This is a genomic window from Dyadobacter sp. HNCC25DJ187 (genome assembly GCF_056895255.1).
On record NZ_JBXHAT010000002.1, the window covers coordinates 2312624 to 2333503 of the forward strand.

Below are 20880 nucleotides of genomic sequence, written 5' to 3' on the forward strand. Positions count from 1 at the left end.
CAAGAATTAGAATGTCAAATTAAGTCCTAACAAAAACTGGCGCTGATTAGGGTAAACACCTTCGTCAATACCGAATGAAGTGCCGGAAGAGAATGATTGGTTTGAACTTCCTCCGCCATTGTTGTTGGTATTAGATGTAGTACCAATTTCAGGATCCAGACCGGAGTACTTAGTAATTGTGAAAAGATTGGCAGCTTGGACGTATATACGCATCTTTTCAATTCTCACCTTTTTAAGCAATCCGGCTGGCAACGTGTAGCCAATCTGTGCATTCTTGGCACGCAGATAGGATCCTTTCTCTACGAAATACGAGTTTGGAACATTGGACGTACTGAATGAACCCACTGTTTCCTGGATAGGAGCAGTTGCATTATGGTTTTCAGGTGTCCACGAATCATATAAGGCTGTATGGCTTTTTGCCCCCTGGAAGTTAGAATTGAAATCTGTCCACCATTTCACATTGTTCCAGATATCGTTTCCTTGTGAACCGTACAGGAATATACTTGCATCGAAAGCTTTATAGTTGGCACCCAGGTTGAGACCATAGCTGAACTTCGGATTAGGATTTCCGATATAAGTTCTGTCGTCAGCAGTGATGACACCATCGCCGTTTGTATCTGCATAGCGGAATCTACCCACAGCAACATCTGCCTGATACAGTGCGGAATTATTTCCGGTAGCTTGTCTTGCCTGGGTATTAGCTGTATTGATTTCTTCCTGAGAATTCCAGAAACCATCTACTTTGTACCCGAAGAACTGTCCGATTGAATGCCCTACTGAATTACGTACGACATAACTTCCGTTGAACCGGCGACCTTCCTGATCGAAATAATCTACGCCGTCAGCTAGGTTCACAATTTTGTTATTGTAAGTCGTAAACGTTAAAGTAGCGTTGAATTTAAGATCGTTCGTTACGTCAATATTGGTAGAAGCTGCAAGGTCAATACCCTGATTTCTCATTTTTGCAATGTTGATATAAGGTACCTCACCTAAACCAGCCGCTGCAGCGATCTCAGGATTGTAAAGCAAATCTCTAACTTCTTTTCTGTAATAATCTACAGTCAGATCAAGTTTGCCTTTGAAAAGCGACGCATCAATACCAATGTTGCTGTTGATATTTCTTTCCCACTTGGCATTAGCATTCCCGATTCTGGTTCTTTGAAGTCCCATGATCGTAGAAGAGTTAGAACCTGTAATATCGTAAAAAGAAGATGTACGATTTTGTCCGAAAGTAGTGAAGGCATTAGCCGGATCTACGTTCATCTGATTTCCCATCACTCCATAACCTCCACGGAATTTAAGGTCATTGATCCATGTAATGTCTTCCATAAAACGCTCTTTCGAAACTCTCCATCCCAAGCTGACAGCCGGGAACCATCCATAACGGTATGTACTGAAACGAGAAGAACCGTCACGACGAATAATAGCTCCCAAAAGATATTTATCCATCAAAGAATAATCTACGCGACCGATCAGCGAAGCCAGACCATCCTTAAATCTTGCACTGTAGTTCGTAGGCGTTCCTGAGCCTGTTGTAAGCGTAGTAAAATCAGGATCAAAAGTGAAATAGCCTGTGGTGGTTCCCCCAAGAATGCTACCTCTGTTTTTATAGTTTTCTACACCAACAAGTACTTTCAGATCATGAATATCATTGAATGTATGCTGATAATTCACAGTGTTACTCCATGTCCAGTTGAAACCATTGATGGTGTTTTCAGTGTATGAATTCACAGTAAGGTTTTCCTGGTTTTCATATTCAGGATAAGCAAAAGAGCGGTAAGCAGAGGAGAATAATTCACCACCGAAACTGGTTCTGAAAGTAAAGTCTTTCAGGAAGTCGATTTCTGCATACATGTTACCAAAAAGACGGTTGCTCTGTCCTGTATTGTTTCTGGTACGGTTCTGAATCGCAACCGGGTTTTTGGCATTTCCAAGCCCTTGTCCATAGCCTCCTGCAAAATTACCCATGATATCGTATACCGGGATGATTGTCTGCTGACGGAATGCCATACCAATGGCACTTCCTTCAGTAGAAGAGTTAACACGCGGGTTATCCGTTACCGAGAAAGAAATATTCTCTCCTACACGAATCTTCTCACTTACATTAAACTGGCTGTTGGAACGGATCGTGTATCGCTTAAGATATGTATTAAGCAATGTACCTTGTTGGTTGAAGTAGTTGAAAGAAACAAGGTAATTTCCCTGATTTCCTCCACCACTTACAGCCAGGTTATGGCTCTGGATTGATGCTGGTTTGAAAATTTCATGAAACCAGTCTGTACCACTTTTGTTGGCACGTACTATTCTGTAAAAGTTGTTATATGAGTCTGTACTGGTATAATTAGGATTAACATTATAAAGTGCTTCAGCAACCCGAGGATCTCCTTCGCTCAACCCCTGAGGAGTAATGTAGTCCGGGAGTACGGGAGTTTGACCACTGCCATACAAAGGATCAGCAATTGTTGCGTTAGGATTCACATTTCTGATTGCATTGAATTTGAGCTGGGCAGTTTCCTGTGGATTTAACAGGTTCCAAACATTTCCCCCCTGTGGACGTTGCGTTCCCACGTAAGTATCGTACTGTACTTTGATCTTACCATTTCCGCGTTTGGTGGTGATAATGATTACACCGTTTGCAGCACGTGAACCATAAATAGAAGCCGAACCTGCATCTTTCAATACCTGCATGGTGGCGACGTCATTCGGGTTGATATCGTTAATATTCTGTGTTGGGACTCCATCCACTACATATAGAGGAGCGTTATTTCCAAAAGTGTTGATACCACGGATACGGATTTGTGGCGCTTCTCCAGGCTGCCCAGAGCCCAAAACTGTAACACCTGACGCACGGCCTTGTAGCTGACTTGTGATCTGAGCAGTGGGTTGTTGCTGCAACTCAGAAACGTTGACTATGGCAACAGCACCTGTCAGGTCTTTCTTTTTCGCAGTTCCATAACCTACTACTACCACCTCGTTGAGCGCCTTGGTATCCGATTCCAGCGCCACATCTATGACTGCTTTGCTGCCTACAGATACTTCCTTGGTTGCAGAACCCACGAATGAGAAAACAAGTGTGGCATCGCCTCCATCAGGTATGGCAAGAGAATACTTCCCGTCTACATCAGTAGTCGTTCCCTTTTGTGTCCCTTTCAATACAACACTGACTCCCGGGAGTGCTTCATTATTGTCCCCTTTTACGGTGCCGGTAATGGTTCGCTCTGCCAGGGACTTTCCCTTGTAAGCCGGGTTCATTTGTACTGAAGAAGAGTTATCGATAAGCTGAATGGGATCGTCCTTTTGAATACGGCTTATAATGATGAGATCATCCGAAATCCTGTATTTAAGATTAAGTGGCAATAGTGCTTCATCCAACACCCTGGAAACAGTCTGCTGCTCTGCTGAAATACTAATTTTCCGGCTGGACTGAATCACCCTTGCACTATATACGAAGCGGGCATTTGTCAACTTTTCGACTTTTTTCAGAAACGCTCCAACTTCAATATTCTGAACATTCAGCGTGATCTTTTTTGCCAGCAAGGTTTGAGCATTGCCCTCTCTCGCCCACGATGTGCCCATAATGCAGGCAGCGATTACTAATTGAAACAGCGAGATGCGCATGAGCCGTAACAGTAATTGATAATTGTACCCTTTTTTCATACATTTGATACGTTTTATTAAGGTTTGATTTGGTAAAACAATCCCCTTCATCCATTTTCTGAAAGAATGGATGTACGTTGAGTTCGAAGGCAACATTCAGGGGTAACACAGGGGTCGGAAATGTTGGTAGCATTTTCCGACTCTTTTTTTGCGGTCTTGGTAAACTATCTGATTTTTAGGTAACTTATTTATGGATTGAATAATGGATTAACTTTTACAGCCTTTACTATACACTACAATCTGTCCGTCAATAACCTCATAGCGGGCTTCTATTACTTCACAGATAATATCAAGCTTTTCAAAAAGCGACTGCCTGTTAAGTAAAGCAGTAACAGGACACTCAGCCAGCAACTCCTTGTCGAAAATGATGTCGATCTGGTAGGCACTTTTCAGATCGTTCAGTACCTGTGAGGCAGGCGTATTTGTAAAGTCGAATACATCAGCATTAACCCCTTTCACAACAATAGCCGGCCTGTCACTAAGCGTTTTCAGCATCTCTGAATTTTCTTTCTCCAGAACCACCTTTTGATTCGCCGTCAACACAAGTCCTTTCGTCTGGAATGTTTTCTTCAGATCTGAAGCCTGGAAGTCGTCTTGCTTAAAGACAGACACTTTACCTTCCTGTACTTCTACAGTGGTTTTGGCATGTACATGAGCTGCATTCACCGTGAAGCTGGTCCCCAATACTTTAGTAACCAATTCGTTGGCATAAACCAGAAATGGTCGCTTAGAATCTTTTGAAACCTGAAAGAAAGCTTCACCGGAAAGGTATACTTCACGCTTATCTGCTACAAAGCTATCCGGATAACTCAGCATAGAACCTGGTTTCAGCGTTATTCTGCTTCCATCTTTAAGATTTATCAGTTTATCTGTATTCGTATCATTTCTGATTTCTTCCAATGCTTTGCCTGCTACCAGTCTTTGATAATTGCTATTACGGAAATTGTAATGATGGTATAAGAATCCCAATCCCATTACAACTGCGATGATAGCAGCGACCCGGTATACAGACAAATCAGAGAAAATTGATTTTTTCCAGAAATTATAGTCATCCCTGTTTTGTGATGCTGCTTCATCTATTTTTTGAGTACGAACCTTATTGAGTAACTCCTGAATTTCTTCATCGATTTCAGCTTCATCAATATCGGTTTTGTAGTGCAGATACACACTTTCCAAAAGCACGCGCGCCTGCACTATATCACTTTTTTGAAAGGGATTTTCTTTAACGAAGTTTTGCCAGAAAATGACATCTGGTTGCATTTGATAGCGTACCCAAGATTGAAATCGGGCATCCAATACAAAATCTTCAAGCGCGTATTCTTTGTATTGATTCATGTTTAAATTGGTTTCTACCTATACATAGGCAGCATCAAACATGAAATAATCAAAATATTTCACTTTTATTTCAAAAACTTGGAAAAGTGATTTTTGAGGCTTCAAAAAGTTATAATCGATCTTTTAACTCCTGAATAGTACGATAGAGCAGATTAGCAACAGCCTGCTTGGAAATGGACATTACCTGTGCAATAGATTCATTGTCCATATTTTCGAAGAAGCGCAGGTATATAATTTCCTGCTGACGCTTGGTCAGCAGCACAATTTGTTGATTCAGCGTTCCGAGCAGCTCTTCCGAAGTTTCCCATTCTATAATCTGCTGCTCAATAGAAGTTTCACCGGTCATTTCCGTTTCAAAATCAAGCTCCTCTTCATCTGCCATCCAATTCCGCTTCATGCTTTCCCGGTGTATCTTTCTCCGAAGAGACTTGAGGAGGTAAAATTTGACGAAAGAAGTATCGCCTAATGTGTCCCGCTTCGCCCACAATTCGAGAAATAAATCCTGAATGCAATCCTTTACAAACTCCTTGTCCTTAGAGAACTTCAGTCCATAACTGAACAGGCTTCGGTAGTAGTGTCGTGCGATGGCACCAAAAGCTACATCGCTCCCTGCACGAAAGGCATTCCATTGTTCAGAATCATCCATTGAAGGGTCAGAATGAGGGAGCATGTAAAGTAAAGAAATTGCGATCGTTTAAGTTAGGCTCTGCAATCCTACGATATTTTATAAAATTTTACAATTTAATCTTATGAAAGACCGAACTTCATTATACCACGCATGACCTGAATCAGGTTATACAGGTGCTGTCACTAAAACCGGAAGAAAATAAAATGTATAAATAAAAACCGAATGTATTAATCAACATAATAAACGTCTATGCAGCAGTTTCAAAAGCAGCCTGTTGATCAATCCGATCTTTCAAAAAGAGTATTGAAGTATATTATGTCTCAAAAGAAAGGCAGGATTACCGAATTTGAATCATTCTTTAAACCAGCCTGAAATTTTAACCCAATGCATTACAACTCACCAAATGAACACTAAAACAGCTGGATTTGAAATACATAGGCATATATTTACCTGATCTTAACCACAACCTTTCCCTTGGCCCGCCCGCTTTCCACGTAATCCAATGCATCATTCATCTTTTCAAATTCAAATTCCTTATCTACAACCGGCTTGATATTTCCGGATTCTATCAGTTTTGTAATTTGGCGCAGTTGCTTTCCATCGGCCCTCATAAAAAGAAAAGAATATTGCACACCCAGTTTTTCTGCCTTTTTCCGCACACCTGAACTGATCAGGGAAAGTACCATTTTTATATACCAGGGTGCACCTATCATCCTTGCAAAGTCCGGCGTTGGCGGCCCGGATATTGAAATAAGCTTCCCCCCCGGTTTGAGTACATTTAGTGATTTTTTCAGGGTGGCTGTATCCTGGCTATTCAGTACCAGATCATAATCTTTCAGCACATTTTCAAAATCCTGTTTTTTATAGTCGATCAGAACATCTGCTCCGAGACTTCTCAACATATCAAAACTTTTTTCGCTTGCCGTTGTGGCAATGGTTGCTCCCAGGTATTTTGCCAGCTGAATAGCAATGGTACCTACACCTCCGGAACCGGCCTGAACAAAGACCTTTTGTCCCTTTTGTACATTACCAACTTCAACCAATGCCTGCCAGGCGGTCAATGCTACAAGCGGGACAGAGGCTGCTTCCTGCATAGAAATGTTCGTTGGTTTTAACGCAACGTCATTCTCATTGACCGCAATATATTCAGCAAATGTACCGATGTGAAAATCAGTCGGACGCGCATAAACTTCATCCCCTACCTTGAATTGTGTGACATGCTTACCAACCTGAGTAACAATCCCAGCAGCATCATGCCCCAGAATCAATGGAAACTTATAAGGTAATATCAGTTTAAACTCCCCCGACCTGATCTTGGAGTCGAGCAAATTTAAGCCGCTGGCATGTACTTCAACCAAAACCTCATGGTCTTTAATGGCAGGAGTTCCTACTTCTTCTAAAAGTAACTTTGCTTTTTTATCATATTTTTTGATCAGGAACGCTTTCATGTCTTCGGCTTTTTCAGGTGGTGTAGTTATCTCGTTCCGTATTAAATTTTCAACTCATCAAAATCTGATGATTTTTTTTGGGGTTAACAATCCCAAAAGCAATCTTCGGGAAAAATCTGTTTATAAGATTAAAGATTTTCGCGTCTCCTACACGGATCGTGTCATGCCCATTTCTTAAACCTTCGACCAGGCCTTTTACCAATTCTTCTGCTGATATTTTTTTATCGTCCTTTCCTGCAGTCATTTCTGTAGCGACAAGCGGTGGGACCAGTTCGACTATTTTTATATGGCTGCCAATAATCTTTAAGTGCTCACGCAATGACTTTGTGTAGAAAGCCAATGCAGTTTTCGACGATGAATAGGTGGCTTCAATTAATGATGGGGCCTGGCTCAGTAAAGATGTTGTGTTGATGATCGCAGCTTCTTTCCTTGATTGTAATATATCCAAAAAAAGATTATTTAACCTTATTACACCCACATAATTGACCTCTATTTCATATGCTGCACCCTCAGCATGTTTGTCGTTGGGAATACCCAGGTTCAACGGCGGCACAAGTACACCCGCATTGTTATAAAGGATATCAATCCCTCCCAACTCTTTCACACGGTCGAAAAGAAGCCCAGCGTCTGTGGCATCGCCCGCATCACTTTTAATGGCAATTAATTGTGGATACAACTTTTGAGCTGCATCCAGTTTCTGCTGATTTCTGCCTGTGATAATTACCTTGGCGCCAAGGGCCAGAAACTGCTTTGCAGCTTCAAGACCTATCCCTGATGTTCCGCCTGTGATCAGGATGGTTTTATCTTTGATGTTCATTTAGTTTTGGTTTAAAATCCCTTAGGATCAACTAGTGAGGTAACTGTTCAGTAACAGGATTTATCAAAGCATGGATTTTTTTAGTATCGCCCACCGGAACTTCAAAATGATTTAGCGCCAGAGCTGCAAAAAACTCATCCGCTACCTCTGATGCAGGGATACCATTGGCACCACCGATCTCGGCCGAAAATTCTGTATTCACCAATGGCGGATATACTTCATAAACATGCAACTTTTCGTTTTCGGCAAATGTATCCCTCAGACCTTGTGTGTAGCTGTGCAATGCCGCTTTGCTTGCAGAGTAAGTAGGCAAATATTTACTGGAACGAAACGCGGCGATGGAGGATACATTAACAATAGCGGCCTCGTTCTGTTGTAAAAGCTGCGGCAACACAAGAGATGTAAAATGGATTACGCTGATGTAATTCGTATTCATTTCCTGACCGGCCTTTTCAGCAGCATTATTATTGCTATCGCTTAAATCGTTTATAAACGCAGCGCCAGCATTATTAATAATAATGTTCAGCTCCGGGTGCTGGGTTGCCAATTCATTTGCAATACGTATGCGGTCAGCTTCAACGGAAAGATCTCCCTTAATAGCCACGGCATTGTCGAGTTCTTTTAAAGCATTTTGAAGGCGCTCATCGCTGCGTCCATTGATGATAACCTTGTTGCCTGCTACGCTTAGTTTTTTAGCGATTGCCAAACCGATTCCCGCACTTCCGCCGCTGATGAATACGGTATTAGATGATGTTTTCATGATATTTCTTTAAAAATGTTGATGTATTAATTGTTGAATGTCGGGTAATCGGTGTATCCTTTTTCTCCGGGTGTATAAAAGGTGGATTGATCAGGCTGGTTGAGTGGAGCGTCTGCTTTGAAACGCGCTACCAAATCGGGATTAGCCAGGAATGGTACACCGAATGAGACCAGATCTGCATCTCCGGCGGCAATTACCTGCGTGGCAGTTTCTTTATTAAATCCCCGGTTAATGATGATTGTACCGTTATATACCTTACGGAAATGTTTGGCAACGCCCTGGATCGCATGCTGATTGCCTGTAACATCAGTGAATGGCTCAATAAGGTGAATATAGGCCAGTCCATAGTCGTTCAATCTGTTGATGATATAATCATAGAGTGCAATGGTTTCATCGTCCACCAGAATACCCATGATCCCGTTCAGTGAAGGATTCAATCGAACCGCTACGCGACTGATATCTACTGTATCCTTTAATTCATCCAGAATTTCAAACAGGATACGTGCACGGTTTTCAATTGTTCCGCCATATTCGTCTTTCCTCAGATTACTGTTTTTGGAAAAAAACTGTTGCAGCAGATATCCATTGGCGCCGTGTAGTTCCACGCCGTCAAACCCGGCTTCAAATGCGTTGATGGTTGCCTGCTTAAAATCGGCGATCGTCCTTTTGATATCCTCGATGGTCATTGGTTGCGGAGCCTCAGAGGGTTTGAGTCCTCCGGTAGTAAAGACCTGTTGCCCGGGATTAACATCAGAAGGTGCCAGCGGCTTCTTCCCGTTGTGCAGATCAGGGTGTGAATAGGCTCCCGTATGCCATAACTGCGCGAAAATGGCCCCGCCTTCCTGATGCACCGCTACTGTTGTGAGCTTCCATCCTTCGATCTGTCCGGCAGTATATATGCCCGGCACATTGATCACACCAACGGCTTCTTCACTGATAAACGTACCCTCTGTAATGATGAGCCCTGCTGATGCACGTTGCTGGTAATATTTAGCTGTGAGTTCTGTAGCCACATTCCCGCTATTGTCCGACCGCGATCGCGTCATGGGGGCCATTACCATGCGGTTCTTTAATGCTGCTCCATGCAGATCAAATGCTTCGAATAATATCTCATTTCCCATATATGTATTAATTTAAAAATATACTTTTTAGTCTATTTTGTTTCAAAAAAAATTAAAGAACATATTGTTCCAGTTCAGCTTTAAGGCTTTTAATGAGCCCGTGCATCGGCTTTGCTGTATCCAGCGTTCTGCACATCACAATACCACCTTCTATTGATGCCATCAGCTTAAAAGCAAATACCGTAGCATCGAGATTTGTAGAGAATTCGCCGTTATTGATCCCTTTCATAAGCACGTCAATAAGATCCTGCTGGCCTGCACGGAACACAGTGGCTATTTTTTGTTTGATAAGTGGATAATTATCATCCGCATCCACGGCGGTGTTAAAAATGGGACAACCTCCTGATATATAGGTATCTATAGGATCTCTATAAAAATCCAGAAACGCAAATATTTTTGCTTTTGCAGTCTTTTTATCTGCTACAGCCAAATGGATTTTATCTGATATTTTCTTTAAAAGCAAGTCAATAACCTGCCCGGAAAGATCATCTTTATTTTCAAAATGCCCATACAGACATCCTTTCGTCAACTTGGTTGCAGACAGCACATCATCAATATGCACACCGGAAATACCCTTCTCATTGTAAAGAGGGGCTGCTGTTTCCAGTATGAATTGTTTTGTTTTTTCAGCCTTAGTAAGCATTCCGAGTACCTATTTAATAATGATAACACAAATATACCAAAAAGTATATTAACTCATAACATTCGGTGTGACATTCATGCAATTTTCTCAATAAAGGATTAATCACATACAGACTGCTGTATCAAACACCCGTGCGAAAGTGTGAATTACCGCATTCCAATCATAGATTTCACTGATAGATTAAACAAATGGTTTACAAGCTGACCAGAAAGGCATTTTCAATCTACCCCAGACAAGGCCGGTCACAGATAGCGGGTTGAGTGAAACTGTTTATAAATTGTTTTATTGCTTTGATCTTTGATGAGTATATGATGATTACACTCACCAGCATTTGTGAACAATCTCTATGGCAATTTGGCCGGGAGGCGCAGCAGGATTATCAGGGATCAAGACCTGACTGAAGTGCATAAAAAAAGAGTTACATCTTACTGTAACTCTTTCTGCTCCCGAAGCTGGGCTCGAACCAGCGACCCTCTGATTAACAGTCAGAACAAGAAGTGACTCTTCGCTCAAACATCAAATCAATTTACTTATAATCAATTACTTACAAATAAACCCTGTTTAGGCGATGTACTTAAACAAGGACGAGCGTATAGAATCTTTGTATCAAATTGTGTATCAAAAAAAAACCGAAAAAAAAATTTACCATGGGACTTTCAAAACCGACTTTTAAAGTAGTACTTGATGAAAGAAAAACAAAAACAGATGGATCATTCCCATTAAAGTTAAGGGTGACTCACAATAGAAAACGAACCTACTATGGAGTAGGTATGGATATTCAGAAGGATCAGTATCTGAAATTGGCTACTTCTAAACTAACCTCATTGAAGGAGATACGTCAGAAAATTAAAGAAATAGAATTGAAGGCAGAAAATGTAGCCAAATCATTAAATGAATTTAGCTTGAAAGAGTTTGAAAGATCATTTCTGGCAAAACCTAGTCAAAAAATATCTGACAATGTGTATAGCCACATCCTGCGATATGTTGTTAAGTTAAAAGATGAGAGCAGGATTTCTACTGCTCAAACATACGAGTGTACTTTAAATTCCTTAAAAAAATTTAAGAATAAACTCATGTTTGAGGACGTAACGCCTGAATTTTTACACGCATATGAAAAGAAAATGCTCATTGATGGAAAATCTTCAACAACAATAGGGATTTATCTGCGTTCGCTTCGCACTATTTATAACCAAGGGATCGATGCAGGTTTAGTAGCTAAGGAGCTATACCCCTTTAAAAAGACCAAGTTTCAAATTCCTGCTGGTGAAAATGTAAAAAAAGCACTTACGTTGGTGGAAATAGAGAAAATTTTCAGCCACTCTTCTATTACAGGTAGTAATATGGATAAAGCAAAGGATTTTTGGATATTCTCATATTTGTGTTGCGGACTCAACCTAAAAGACATATGCAGGTTAAGGTGGAACCAGATTGATGGTGATAAACTAAGTGTGATTAGAGCAAAAACACAATTGACCTCAAAATCAAATCAAAAAACACTCAGTATACACTTAGCTCCACAAGCAAAAACAATTATAAAAAAATGGGGTTTAAAAAACGCAAAGCCCAATGACTACATATTCGATATACTTAAAGAAGGCGTAACAGCTCAACAGGAACGTGATCTGGTACAATATTTCACCAAACTTGTAAACAAGTATATGAAGCGGATTGGGAAGGATCTGGAAATTTCTAAACCAATTACATCATACTCCGCAAGACACTCCTATGCTACCGTTTTAAAAAGGAAGGGTGTATCTGTGGAATACATATCCGAAACGTTAGGTCATGCTGATCTCCAAACCACTCAGAGTTACCTTGACTCATTTGAGGATGAAGTTAAAAGTCAGAATACACTACTATTAACTCAATTTGAATAGATATATTACTCATTCACCAGTTCCAAAATCTCAACTTCATTAAAATGAATATCAATTTTGATCCCATGAATCAAAAAAATAGCGACGGTAGTCCGCTAACTGATTATCAATATATTTCTGCTATGCATAAATACTATGTTGTTGACGGAAGCGTAAACCTGTTTGATGTAATGGAAGTTGAAAGAACTGGTGAAACCATCTTTCCTGAGAATATCAAAGTTATCGAAATTAGTGAGCCGTCTGTGAAATATTTAGCTGATTTCGGTTTTGGTGAGATTCGAAAGTATATCGCTACAAAGGAAAGATACGACAGTAGGATATCGGTTCTAAACAAACTATCCTTACAAGAATATGAAGAGGTATTGTTAGTTCTGCTAGTTAAAGGATTCTGGGGACTTCCGAAATCAGCGATCCACTACGATAATTTAGCGGTAATAAACAAAGAATATTCTACATGGGAGTATTACAACAGGGAAGCGTTAAATGAAATTTTCAATAATTTGAATTTGGAAGAAACAGTAAGAGAAGGAGATTATTATCAAAGAACAACGGAGGATATAAATAGATTAAAAAAAATTACTTTTCACTTTGGACATTCCAACACAGGTTCGGATAATAAGGTAGAGTTAGAAATCAAAAATGAGAAAAATACTGATCAGGTAATTATTAGCTTATTAAACTGGATTAAAAGTTTTGTTGACACGAAAACTGATATACTCCAAATGGATGTATCAACGCCGTTGACTAATGAGTATTATATATTTTGCTTTAAAGTTATAGAGTTTCTAGATAATCTTAAAATTGTAGAGTACGGCAAGCGATTATCCAAGCGCAGACTATATCAAATATATTTTGACCTACTGAAAGATGCGGGATATCATTACAATTTTGATTCTAATATTTCCGGTCGTCTAGAGGGATACTTCAAGAAGTGGTACGGATACGGAAAACAGGCAATCGCTGAAAAGAAAAATGTTGGAACTTTTTTTCCTTAAAATCACAAAGAAGAGTTCCATTTATTTATGTGGATAATTATTGTTTTACTGTCACTTTTGTAGCGGAAACCAACACAGGTGTCTATTAAAACAAAAATAAATGATGCACTTACCCCAAATTCGGCTCAATTCCACTATACATGCTGCTGACACAATACATGTACCGGAAATTATGACATCTAAACAAACCTCAGGATGTTTAGGATTGTCTAAATCTGCTCTACATCTACTGATAGATCAATACAAAATCTCATACTCAAAGATAAATGGCTTATTATATTTTGTCCAACGACCCTTTGTTGGAATGGTAGAGGCTGCACAGAATCAACTATCTCACAACTAATTTAATAGCCCAAATGGATTTTACTCTGGAAGATCATAAAGTTGCCATTGAAGGCAACTTTCCTTATACCACTGATTATGCTGCAAAATACATTAATCATCCAAAGATAACCGGACGTACTACACTTCGTAACTTTCTGAGAGCTGAGGGTTTGATGGTACGTAACTATCCTGCTCACTTCAGTATTTCCAATGGATATATGAAAGTAATGCAGTTCTACTCTCGATCTGGATTGATTTATGAAAAGGTGATGATCTCGCCGTCAGGACTGGACTATATTGAAGAACTGATAGTTAACAAGTTAGACCATGCAAGCACATCTAAAAATACCAACAAAAAATAAGAAAATGAGAAATAAAGTGAAGTTTTCATATGATATGCTCACCGCGAGTAAACTGGTTAACAATCAGTACATTAAAAATCGAACAGACCTGTTTAGTTTTTGTCGAAGTTTTGGAATTTTCAACGGTGACTTGCCCGTAGCACAATTTGTAGCCATGGGATACTTCACGGTTGAGTTTAAAAGTGTTCCTGTGAAAGGTGGAATCAAAACCTATCCTAAAATTCTGGTCTCCGATTCCGGAGTTAAGTTCATCAATAAATTAGTATCTGTAATTTTTAATGTTAAGTAGTATCTCTCCTTCTGTTAATGCTCTGGACTCTTCTTCGAGCATTTTAAATGAAGTAAAACCGTCAAATTTTATCAATGAGAATTCTGCTGATCAAACAGCAGTACAATTAAATATAGTGTCAGAAACCTCTTTTTCTGACTACAATAATACCATGGTATCAATGGATACCGGTGTTCCTGAGCTCGACTTAGCCAATTTAGAGTCTGACAATGTTGCTGTGGATAAAACTGCGGGTACGATTCAGACTGATTATAGTGAAACGAATAATGACAAACATATAGAGGGTACCGTTCGTAAAGTATTGAACAATCCCGAAGCGATCATAGAAGGTAAAGTGGAGAAGGAAGTCAATAACGCCACCGTGTTGACTCCTCCAATACCCAATACAAAAGCGATAATTGCACATATTAAATCTGTTGAAAAATTATTGAAGAACGAAAAAATCATTGGGAACTTAGTACGTGGTAACATTGTGTCATCGCCACCACTTATTACCAGATATGGGAATCCGGTGATCAGAAGAGGCACAATTAATGTGATTCAAGGTGCACAAGGTTCTCACAAAAGTAGGTTAGCAGGAGCACTATGTAGTTTGATCCTAAGCAAAAAGAACAGTTTGTCAGAATTGTTAGGTTTTGAGAAATTCTCAACACAGGAAATTACTGCTGTTTATATTGATACGGAACGAAACATGAAGGAAGAGTTTGCAGAGGCAATTCAATGTATTCAGTTAAATGCTGGTTTTGAAAAAAATGATGAGCTTTCAACATTTAGGTACACATCGATAAAAGATTTTGAACGAAAGTCAAGATTAAATGTCATTAAAATATATTTACAGGAGATTCATCGTAATCAAACAAACCCTCTGGTGATTTTCCTTGACGTAGTGACGGATTGTATTTCTAATTTCAACGATCCAATTGAAAGTATGGAGCTATTGGATTTTTTAGGTCGCTGCTGTGAATTCTACAATAGTACTTTTTTCTTATTAATACACGAAAATCCAGGTTCAAGTAAAGCACGTGGTCATGCTGGAACAGAGGCTATAAACAAAGCGAGCTATGTGTGTCAGATCGGTTTCGAAAAAAATAGTAAAAATGAGGTAACGGATTTGCTATGGTTAAAGGAAATAAAAACACGTCATTCACAAAAGGCTGCTCCATTGGCTCTACAATTCGATCCGGAAACAAAGTCTCTCAGAGTTGCTGACGAAACTCATGTAAAAACTGTAATTGACTTACGGAGAACCAAAGCTGATGTACAAGATATTGCTGATAAACTGAGTAGCTGTACAGCCTTTCCTTATCATCAGAAAGATCTTTTGGATTTGCTTGAAGCGGAGTTTAAATGTTCTTCTAACACGTTAAAAGCTCGTTTGCAAGAATTAGCGGAGAATAAGCTTCCTATCTGGAACAAGTCGAAAGAAACGTCTTTTTTGAAAATCGTTCAAACAAATGGTAAACCGACGGTTTACGAATTGGTAAACGAGCGAACTGACGACTCAGGGTGATAACCCCTGCGTTACCCAACCAAAATGATATTCTTGTATAGGTGATCGTTTTGATTGGGTGGGTTAATTGAGTCCTATGAATACCTATTTACGAGTATAGTGATTCAACTAATATGAAAAATACAGCTATAGTTATAGATCGAAGTAATTGTATCTGAATTAACATTTTAAGATTAGAAACAATTTTACATTCCCCGAAGTAGTTGATTAGTTCTTGAAACCACATACGATTCTATTTTCTCTATCATCATTTCTTGTGAAGCCTCTTTATCAAATGTAAACTGGTGATTTGTAGAACCGCTTAAACCATAATCTGCCATCCAGAAAACATGTAATGATCCTTTATTGTCTACAATATAAAACGAAACCTTAGTAGTTCTACCTGTAATTATGATTGTGATGGTACTCCCAGTTTCTTTTTCAATGAATGCAGATTGATGATAGGACAGCTTATCAATTAAGTATTTGTATTTCTTTCTCATACCACCTTCTACTTTGACGTTAGAAAAATCCTGATTGCGGGTGACTACGTGGTTTAGTATCACAAGAATGGCTATAACTACCACCCAAAAGGCAATATAAAACATTGGGTAAGATTCTAATTGTGTGACTATATTTTGAACTAAAATATTTTAAACGGTAACATTTCTTTTATAGCTCCTTTTATTCCTGATTTCAAATGATGTTTTGTTTCCTGAAACAATTCCTGGGTTATTTTAATCGATTGCTTTCTCGCAGTTTCAATCCACATCCATAGCTTCTCATCTGAGTATGTAAAATCTGCTTCAGAGTTAGAATTTTCAGGCTGTTCCATAGATGAGAAACCTCTTTGTTTATAGTAGGCATGATATTGCGTATTATATCTCAATCTTGCATCGGGATCAGAAAGAATAAGGTAAGCTTCAACGATCTCTTGCATCTTCTTTGTTGTGTTTGAACCTTTGTTCACATCTGGATGCCAAATCTTACACAAATTATAATATTGCCTTTTTAGTGAAACGGTGTCGATATCTACTGGGACTTCGAGAGTACTGTAGTAGTCAATAAAGTCCATCACTTTCCAATCTTGTTTAATTTATGATCATTAGGGCTTTGAGGTGGCTTGCTTCTCCAAATAGCAATTATTCCCCCTAACAATCCCAGAGATAGTATAAGTCCCACTATGGAAGGACCTTTGCCGACTGCTAGCATGGATAAGCCACTTAAAAAACCATAAATCATTATTAGTGCAATGGTAGCCAGTATTTTGGCTGTAGTTGTCATAAAGTAAGTTTGATTAATGCGTAATCTAAATTGGTTGTTTTCAGAGGTACAATTTATCAATTCTTATGAAATACCCAATATATTGGGTGGCAAAATTTTACTATTCGGTTCAGTTTTGAACCGTGACAAAGAAAAGAGAGTCAAATTATCTTAAAGCGTTCGGTGAAAACTTACGTGAGCTCAGAGAATCGCAAAAACTGAGTCAGGAAGAGTTATGTCATCAGGCTGGACTTTCTAAAAATCAAATCGGAAATATCGAAAGAGGTGAAGTTAATACGACCATTTCATCGGTTTACGCCTTGTCAATTGCTTTAAAGGTCACCCCTGCTGATCTATTTAATTTTGAGTACTCCCCCCCATTGTAGTTTTAGAAGAAATGTTTTTCATCTGAGAGCATGAATCCTTTGGTAGTATTCACGCCCTCCCGACGGATGTATTGCATCGTATCCCCCGGTTTCACTTACATTATATATTACATATAACTGTGGTACGACTGCTCAAACAAAAAAACAATCTAAACATTTACAGTCATGCTTACAATCACTTCTTATTCAAATCGCATATCATCACAGGATGGTAGCCAGTACTTTGCACTTGAACTTACAAGTGACGAACCGGAAATTGTCATGTCAGCTACTGGAAGGTATTATGTCACAACCAAAAAATGCAGTATGAGTTCCTCCTTTCCGGAATCTGTTTGCAAAGTCATGCTTGGGAAACAAATTCCCGGATCTATTGCAAAGGTAGAGTGCGAGCCTTACGAGTTTACCATTCAGGAAACAGGTGAGGTAATTACACGCCACCATAGATATGAATATCAACCTGTTGAAATGGGTACACCAGAAACAGCGGTATTTGCATAGTAAAGTCACCAACATTTTTAAGAGACAGAGTCGAAAGGCTCTGTCTTTTTTTATGAATTTTAAATCTGTACACCATGCAGTTACATAAAGCAAAACGGAATAATGTCAAAATAAAAATCGGAATCCAGGGTCCAGCTGGTAGTGGTAAAACAAAGTCAGCACTGCTGCTTGCATTTGGTTTGATCGATGACTGGACAAAAATAGCTGTGGTAGACACAGAGAATAGTAGTTCTGAATTGTATGCACATTTGGGTGAATTCAACGTATTGCCACTTAGTTATCCCTTCACTCCTGAAAAGTTTAAGGAAGCAATTCAGACCTGTATCAATGCAGGGATGGAAGTAGTGGTTCTGGATTCAATATCATCTGAGTGGCAAAATATTCTCACCGAACATGCTTCATTAACAGGCAATAGCTACACAAATTGGTCAAAGTTTACTCCACGTCATCAGCTATTTGTAGATACGCTCATTCAATCAGATGTACATATCATTTGTACGCTTCGCTCAAAACAAGCTTATGTTTTGAACGAGAAAAATGGGAAGCATGTACCTGAAAAGGTAGGTCTGAAACCAATTCAACGTGAAGACATGGATTATGAGTTATCGCTTGTATTCCAATTATCCATGAAGCATTACGCAACAGTGATCAAAGATCGTACTGAATTTTTTGCTGATAAATCTGACTTCGTTATCACAGAAGAAACGGGGAAACTCATACGCTGTTGGTGTGAACAGGATAAAGTTGAAGAGCTTGAAATAGGTAGGTTAATTAATAATCGCTCTGATATACAATCTCTTAAAGAAATTTTTGAGCAACATCCGTTATATCAAAATGCACTAAGAAGCCAGTTTAATATTCGTAAACACCAAATTTTATCTACCAATGGATACGCTAGTAATCAATAATACAAAGTCTCAAAGTATAGCCTCTCCTTCTTTTATCGAAGCAAATACAATTCCAATTTTATTTACTGAGTTGGAAAACAGTCACATTATTCCAGTCTTCACCAAAGACAACGAACCGCTCATTTCTCACCGGGATTTTATTACAATAACCGAGGAAGCAGTTTTCAGTCAGTTCAGAGACGAAGTGATTGTTCCTGCAAACATCAGGGTTTCACATCCTATTAAAGGAAGAATTCCTGATGCTCGAAACAAACCGGCCAATCAGCTTGAAGAATGGGAGAAAACCATTTACTACGAACGTATGATGTTTGTTGTAGAGATACCTTCAATCCGGGAAACCATTGACGGAAACGTTTTGAACTTAACCATTGGAGGAGTGAAAAGCTATTCTCAGGATAATCTTTCGAGCAAAAAAGGAGCAGATGAACATTTTAAAATATTCGTAGGTTTCAAAAATCAGGTATGTACAAATCTCTGCGTTTGGACTGATGGTTTGCTATCAGATGTCAGAGTCAAGAATTCCATGCAGCTTATGCAAGCTGTTCAAAAATTGTTAGGGGAGTTTCGGCATGAAAGGCAACTTTCTTTGTTGCAGAAATTCCCAAATTATTCACTTGCAGAAAGTCAGTTCGCTTCACTTGTTGGAAGGTGTAAGTTGTATCAATATCTGTCAGCAGAGGAAAAGAACCAAATTCCTGCAATGTCGTTCGGTGACTATCAAATTAATAGCATTGCCAAGGACTATTATCAGGATCAGTCTTTTTGTAGACAGGATGATGGTTCTATAAATCTGTGGAAAATTTACAACCTTTTCACCGGAGCGAACAAGTCGAGCTATATTGATGGTTTCTTGTCCCGTTCTGCTAACGCTTCCAGTTTGGTACACGACCTGGTAGAATCACTGGATTCCGGAAGAGCCAACTGGTTTCTGAACTGACCCCTTCACCATTTTAGGTTATCTTCTTTAACCAAAATTTATTATTCCTCTAATTTTGTTAAAACAACCATGAATGAAGCTTCTCTTCATTACATTGATCCATTTTCTATTCTGGTAGTTGACCAAAGGGGAATTTTGAAACGGCTATTTTGTCCTTTTAAAGTTGCTCCGGTTTTTCCTGACGGATCTCCCGAAGGTCTGTTGGTGGACATGGTGTATAAAAACTTTGATAATGAGGTCTTCTACTTGATCAAAGGTCAGGTTTATAAGTACACCGATTTTATAATTGATTAAATCCTTAATAAATCCCACCCAGTCATAAATATTTGCTTATTTGGGTGGGATTTAAATAAGGCAACGGATACGCAGTGAGTACTTTATATTAATCAACAAATGAAATTTATAGACCAAAAAGCAGCTCTCATCTATTTTATAGAGGATTTGGACATTGAAATGATTGATTCAATTTTAGATCCAGGTAAAAAGTATATGAATGAATTAAAAAGAAACTTTTTACATAACCTATCCAGTAGCTTCAATAAATTCACAGAAAATGGTGATACACATCTAGTTAACAAACCAGGTAGATGTAAATTTTCAATTAATAAAGACGAAAGCTTTATTTTTTTTGGGACACATTCGAATTGCTACATTGAGATAAATATAATCTCAAAGGATAGGGAAATAATTGATATATCTGAGTGTTTTTGCTTTTCTGGTTCTGTGGATAATACAAACGGACACAGGATATATATAGATCCACAGAGGGGTCTTCCATTTTAATACTTAATCTTCACCATCCACTTTATCACATAATAAAAATGAAATTAATTTTAAAAGTTGCACTATGGTCATTATTATCTATGACCTCCGTAAAAGCTCAAAATATCACCTGTCAGGAGCTATTGGAATTTGTAATGGACAATGGGACGTATAAAGGTGAGGTAAGCTCCATATCCCTTCTGAGCTCCTCCTGGTTAAAATCCGTAAAAGCATATGAGTACAAAGGTAAGGTATATGTGGTCGCAGAAATAAAAGACAATGAGTACAGCTATCAAACTTCTAGCTACATCTATTGTGGCATACCTTTACGCAATTGGGATAATTTTTAAAGTTATTTCTCAGATACAAATTTGTCCTACG

General features: G+C 38.9%; 22 protein-coding genes. 12 read left to right on the plus strand and 10 right to left on the minus strand.

Going from position 1 to position 20880, the window contains the following annotated elements; genetic code table 11:
* Positions 1-6: 6 nt before the first annotated feature.
* From AC1XUE_RS20480 to AC1XUE_RS20515, 8 genes are all read right to left on the minus strand, one after another.
* On the minus strand, positions 7-3657 hold the full coding sequence (locus AC1XUE_RS20480) for a TonB-dependent receptor (RefSeq protein ID WP_483357846.1): 3651 nt from the start codon (positions 3655-3657) through the stop codon (positions 7-9).
* Between the two features lie 207 nt (positions 3658-3864).
* Positions 3865-4992: a FecR family protein gene (locus tag AC1XUE_RS20485; RefSeq protein ID WP_483357847.1), complete on the minus strand. Its 1128-nt coding sequence runs from the start codon at positions 4990-4992 to the stop codon at positions 3865-3867.
* A 109-nt stretch (positions 4993-5101) separates the two neighbouring features.
* On the minus strand, positions 5102-5638 hold the full coding sequence (locus AC1XUE_RS20490) for an RNA polymerase sigma factor (protein WP_483357848.1): 537 nt from the start codon (positions 5636-5638) through the stop codon (positions 5102-5104).
* Positions 5639-6066: 428 nt separating this feature from the next.
* Positions 6067-7068, minus strand: a complete 1002-nt coding sequence (locus tag AC1XUE_RS20495) for an NADP-dependent oxidoreductase (protein ID WP_483357849.1) — start codon at positions 7066-7068, stop codon at positions 6067-6069.
* Positions 7069-7117: 49 nt separating this feature from the next.
* Positions 7118-7885 (minus strand): SDR family oxidoreductase, encoded by a 768-nt coding sequence (locus AC1XUE_RS20500; protein WP_483357850.1) that lies wholly within the window; start codon positions 7883-7885, stop codon positions 7118-7120.
* Positions 7886-7916: 31 nt separating this feature from the next.
* Entirely contained in the window at positions 7917-8645 is a 729-nt protein-coding gene (locus tag AC1XUE_RS20505; protein ID WP_483357851.1) for an SDR family oxidoreductase, read from the minus strand.
* 26 nt (positions 8646-8671) lie between these two features.
* Positions 8672-9766 (minus strand): alkene reductase, encoded by a 1095-nt coding sequence (locus AC1XUE_RS20510; protein ID WP_483357852.1) that lies wholly within the window; start codon positions 9764-9766, stop codon positions 8672-8674.
* Between the two features lie 52 nt (positions 9767-9818).
* Positions 9819-10409: a TetR/AcrR family transcriptional regulator gene (locus tag AC1XUE_RS20515; protein ID WP_483357853.1), complete on the minus strand. Its 591-nt coding sequence runs from the start codon at positions 10407-10409 to the stop codon at positions 9819-9821.
* 647 nt (positions 10410-11056) lie between these two features.
* On the opposite strand from AC1XUE_RS20515, the gene AC1XUE_RS20520 reads away from it, so the two are divergent.
* The 5 genes from AC1XUE_RS20520 (at position 11057) to AC1XUE_RS20540 (ending at position 15766) form a co-directional block, all read left to right on the plus strand.
* Positions 11057-12286, plus strand: coding sequence for a tyrosine-type recombinase/integrase (locus tag AC1XUE_RS20520; protein ID WP_483357854.1), 1230 nt, complete (start codon positions 11057-11059; stop codon positions 12284-12286).
* 44 nt (positions 12287-12330) lie between these two features.
* Positions 12331-13281 (plus strand): hypothetical protein, encoded by a 951-nt coding sequence (locus tag AC1XUE_RS20525; RefSeq protein ID WP_483357855.1) that lies wholly within the window; start codon positions 12331-12333, stop codon positions 13279-13281.
* A 356-nt stretch (positions 13282-13637) separates the two neighbouring features.
* Positions 13638-13967, plus strand: coding sequence for a hypothetical protein (locus tag AC1XUE_RS20530; RefSeq protein ID WP_483357856.1), 330 nt, complete (start codon positions 13638-13640; stop codon positions 13965-13967).
* A gap of 4 nt (positions 13968-13971) precedes the next feature.
* On the plus strand, positions 13972-14256 hold the full coding sequence (locus AC1XUE_RS20535) for a hypothetical protein (RefSeq protein WP_483357857.1): 285 nt from the start codon (positions 13972-13974) through the stop codon (positions 14254-14256).
* Positions 14246-15766: a hypothetical protein gene (locus AC1XUE_RS20540; protein ID WP_483357858.1), complete on the plus strand. Its 1521-nt coding sequence runs from the start codon at positions 14246-14248 to the stop codon at positions 15764-15766. The genes AC1XUE_RS20535 and AC1XUE_RS20540 overlap by 11 nt, the downstream gene beginning before the upstream one ends.
* 185 nt (positions 15767-15951) lie before the next feature.
* Here AC1XUE_RS20540 and AC1XUE_RS20545 read toward each other — a convergent pair whose 3' ends face one another.
* Entirely contained in the window at positions 15952-16353 is a 402-nt protein-coding gene (locus tag AC1XUE_RS20545; protein ID WP_483357859.1) for a hypothetical protein, read from the minus strand.
* Between the two features lie 35 nt (positions 16354-16388).
* Positions 16389-16820 carry a J domain-containing protein gene (locus AC1XUE_RS20550; RefSeq protein WP_483357860.1) on the minus strand — a complete coding sequence of 144 codons (432 nt, stop codon included), beginning with the start codon at positions 16818-16820 and terminating at the stop codon, positions 16389-16391.
* 331 nt (positions 16821-17151) lie between these two features.
* Here AC1XUE_RS20550 and AC1XUE_RS20555 point away from each other — a divergent pair, with 331 nt between their 5' ends.
* From AC1XUE_RS20555 to AC1XUE_RS20585, 7 genes are all read left to right on the plus strand, one after another.
* Complete coding sequence (locus AC1XUE_RS20555; RefSeq protein ID WP_483357861.1) at positions 17152-17394, plus strand: helix-turn-helix domain-containing protein; 243 nt, start codon at positions 17152-17154, stop codon at positions 17392-17394.
* Between the two features lie 165 nt (positions 17395-17559).
* On the plus strand, positions 17560-17892 hold the full coding sequence (locus tag AC1XUE_RS20560) for a hypothetical protein (protein ID WP_483357862.1): 333 nt from the start codon (positions 17560-17562) through the stop codon (positions 17890-17892).
* Between the two features lie 74 nt (positions 17893-17966).
* Positions 17967-18800, plus strand: coding sequence for an AAA family ATPase (locus AC1XUE_RS20565; protein ID WP_483357863.1), 834 nt, complete (start codon positions 17967-17969; stop codon positions 18798-18800).
* Positions 18778-19737: a DUF3871 family protein gene (locus AC1XUE_RS20570; protein ID WP_483357864.1), complete on the plus strand. Its 960-nt coding sequence runs from the start codon at positions 18778-18780 to the stop codon at positions 19735-19737. Before AC1XUE_RS20565 ends, AC1XUE_RS20570 begins: the two co-directional genes overlap by 23 nt.
* A gap of 69 nt (positions 19738-19806) precedes the next feature.
* Positions 19807-20031, plus strand: a complete 225-nt coding sequence (locus tag AC1XUE_RS20575) for a hypothetical protein (RefSeq protein WP_483357865.1) — start codon at positions 19807-19809, stop codon at positions 20029-20031.
* A 99-nt stretch (positions 20032-20130) separates the two neighbouring features.
* A complete protein-coding gene (locus AC1XUE_RS20580; RefSeq protein ID WP_483357866.1) occupies positions 20131-20520 on the plus strand; it encodes a hypothetical protein in 390 nt (129 codons plus the stop codon).
* Positions 20521-20558: 38 nt separating this feature from the next.
* Positions 20559-20849, plus strand: coding sequence for a hypothetical protein (locus AC1XUE_RS20585; protein WP_483357867.1), 291 nt, complete (start codon positions 20559-20561; stop codon positions 20847-20849).
* Positions 20850-20880 lie beyond the last annotated feature (31 nt).

Excerpts from the sequence above, each read along its gene's own strand:
- AC1XUE_RS20480 (WP_483357846.1), bottom strand. The coding sequence starts at position 3,657 with ATGAAAAAAGGGTACAATTATCAATTACTGTTACGGCTCATGCGCATC.
- AC1XUE_RS20485 (WP_483357847.1), bottom strand. The coding sequence starts at position 4,992 with ATGAATCAATACAAAGAATACGCGCTTGAAGATTTTGTATTGGATGCC.
- AC1XUE_RS20490 (WP_483357848.1), bottom strand. The coding sequence starts at position 5,638 with ATGGATGATTCTGAACAATGGAATGCCTTTCGTGCAGGGAGCGATGTA.
- AC1XUE_RS20495 (WP_483357849.1), bottom strand. The coding sequence starts at position 7,068 with ATGAAAGCGTTCCTGATCAAAAAATATGATAAAAAAGCAAAGTTACTT.
- AC1XUE_RS20500 (WP_483357850.1), bottom strand. The coding sequence starts at position 7,885 with ATGAACATCAAAGATAAAACCATCCTGATCACAGGCGGAACATCAGGG.
- AC1XUE_RS20505 (WP_483357851.1), bottom strand. The coding sequence starts at position 8,645 with ATGAAAACATCATCTAATACCGTATTCATCAGCGGCGGAAGTGCGGGA.
- AC1XUE_RS20510 (WP_483357852.1), bottom strand. The coding sequence starts at position 9,766 with ATGGGAAATGAGATATTATTCGAAGCATTTGATCTGCATGGAGCAGCA.
- AC1XUE_RS20515 (WP_483357853.1), bottom strand. The coding sequence starts at position 10,409 with ATGCTTACTAAGGCTGAAAAAACAAAACAATTCATACTGGAAACAGCA.
- AC1XUE_RS20520 (WP_483357854.1), top strand. The coding sequence starts at position 11,057 with ATGGGACTTTCAAAACCGACTTTTAAAGTAGTACTTGATGAAAGAAAA.
- AC1XUE_RS20525 (WP_483357855.1), top strand. The coding sequence starts at position 12,331 with ATGAATATCAATTTTGATCCCATGAATCAAAAAAATAGCGACGGTAGT.
- AC1XUE_RS20530 (WP_483357856.1), top strand. The coding sequence starts at position 13,638 with ATGGATTTTACTCTGGAAGATCATAAAGTTGCCATTGAAGGCAACTTT.
- AC1XUE_RS20535 (WP_483357857.1), top strand. The coding sequence starts at position 13,972 with ATGAGAAATAAAGTGAAGTTTTCATATGATATGCTCACCGCGAGTAAA.
- AC1XUE_RS20540 (WP_483357858.1), top strand. The coding sequence starts at position 14,246 with ATGTTAAGTAGTATCTCTCCTTCTGTTAATGCTCTGGACTCTTCTTCG.
- AC1XUE_RS20545 (WP_483357859.1), bottom strand. The coding sequence starts at position 16,353 with ATGTTTTATATTGCCTTTTGGGTGGTAGTTATAGCCATTCTTGTGATA.
- AC1XUE_RS20550 (WP_483357860.1), bottom strand. The coding sequence starts at position 16,820 with ATGGACTTTATTGACTACTACAGTACTCTCGAAGTCCCAGTAGATATC.
- AC1XUE_RS20560 (WP_483357862.1), top strand. The coding sequence starts at position 17,560 with ATGCTTACAATCACTTCTTATTCAAATCGCATATCATCACAGGATGGT.
- AC1XUE_RS20565 (WP_483357863.1), top strand. The coding sequence starts at position 17,967 with ATGCAGTTACATAAAGCAAAACGGAATAATGTCAAAATAAAAATCGGA.
- AC1XUE_RS20570 (WP_483357864.1), top strand. The coding sequence starts at position 18,778 with ATGGATACGCTAGTAATCAATAATACAAAGTCTCAAAGTATAGCCTCT.
- AC1XUE_RS20575 (WP_483357865.1), top strand. The coding sequence starts at position 19,807 with ATGAATGAAGCTTCTCTTCATTACATTGATCCATTTTCTATTCTGGTA.
- AC1XUE_RS20580 (WP_483357866.1), top strand. The coding sequence starts at position 20,131 with ATGAAATTTATAGACCAAAAAGCAGCTCTCATCTATTTTATAGAGGAT.
- AC1XUE_RS20585 (WP_483357867.1), top strand. The coding sequence starts at position 20,559 with ATGAAATTAATTTTAAAAGTTGCACTATGGTCATTATTATCTATGACC.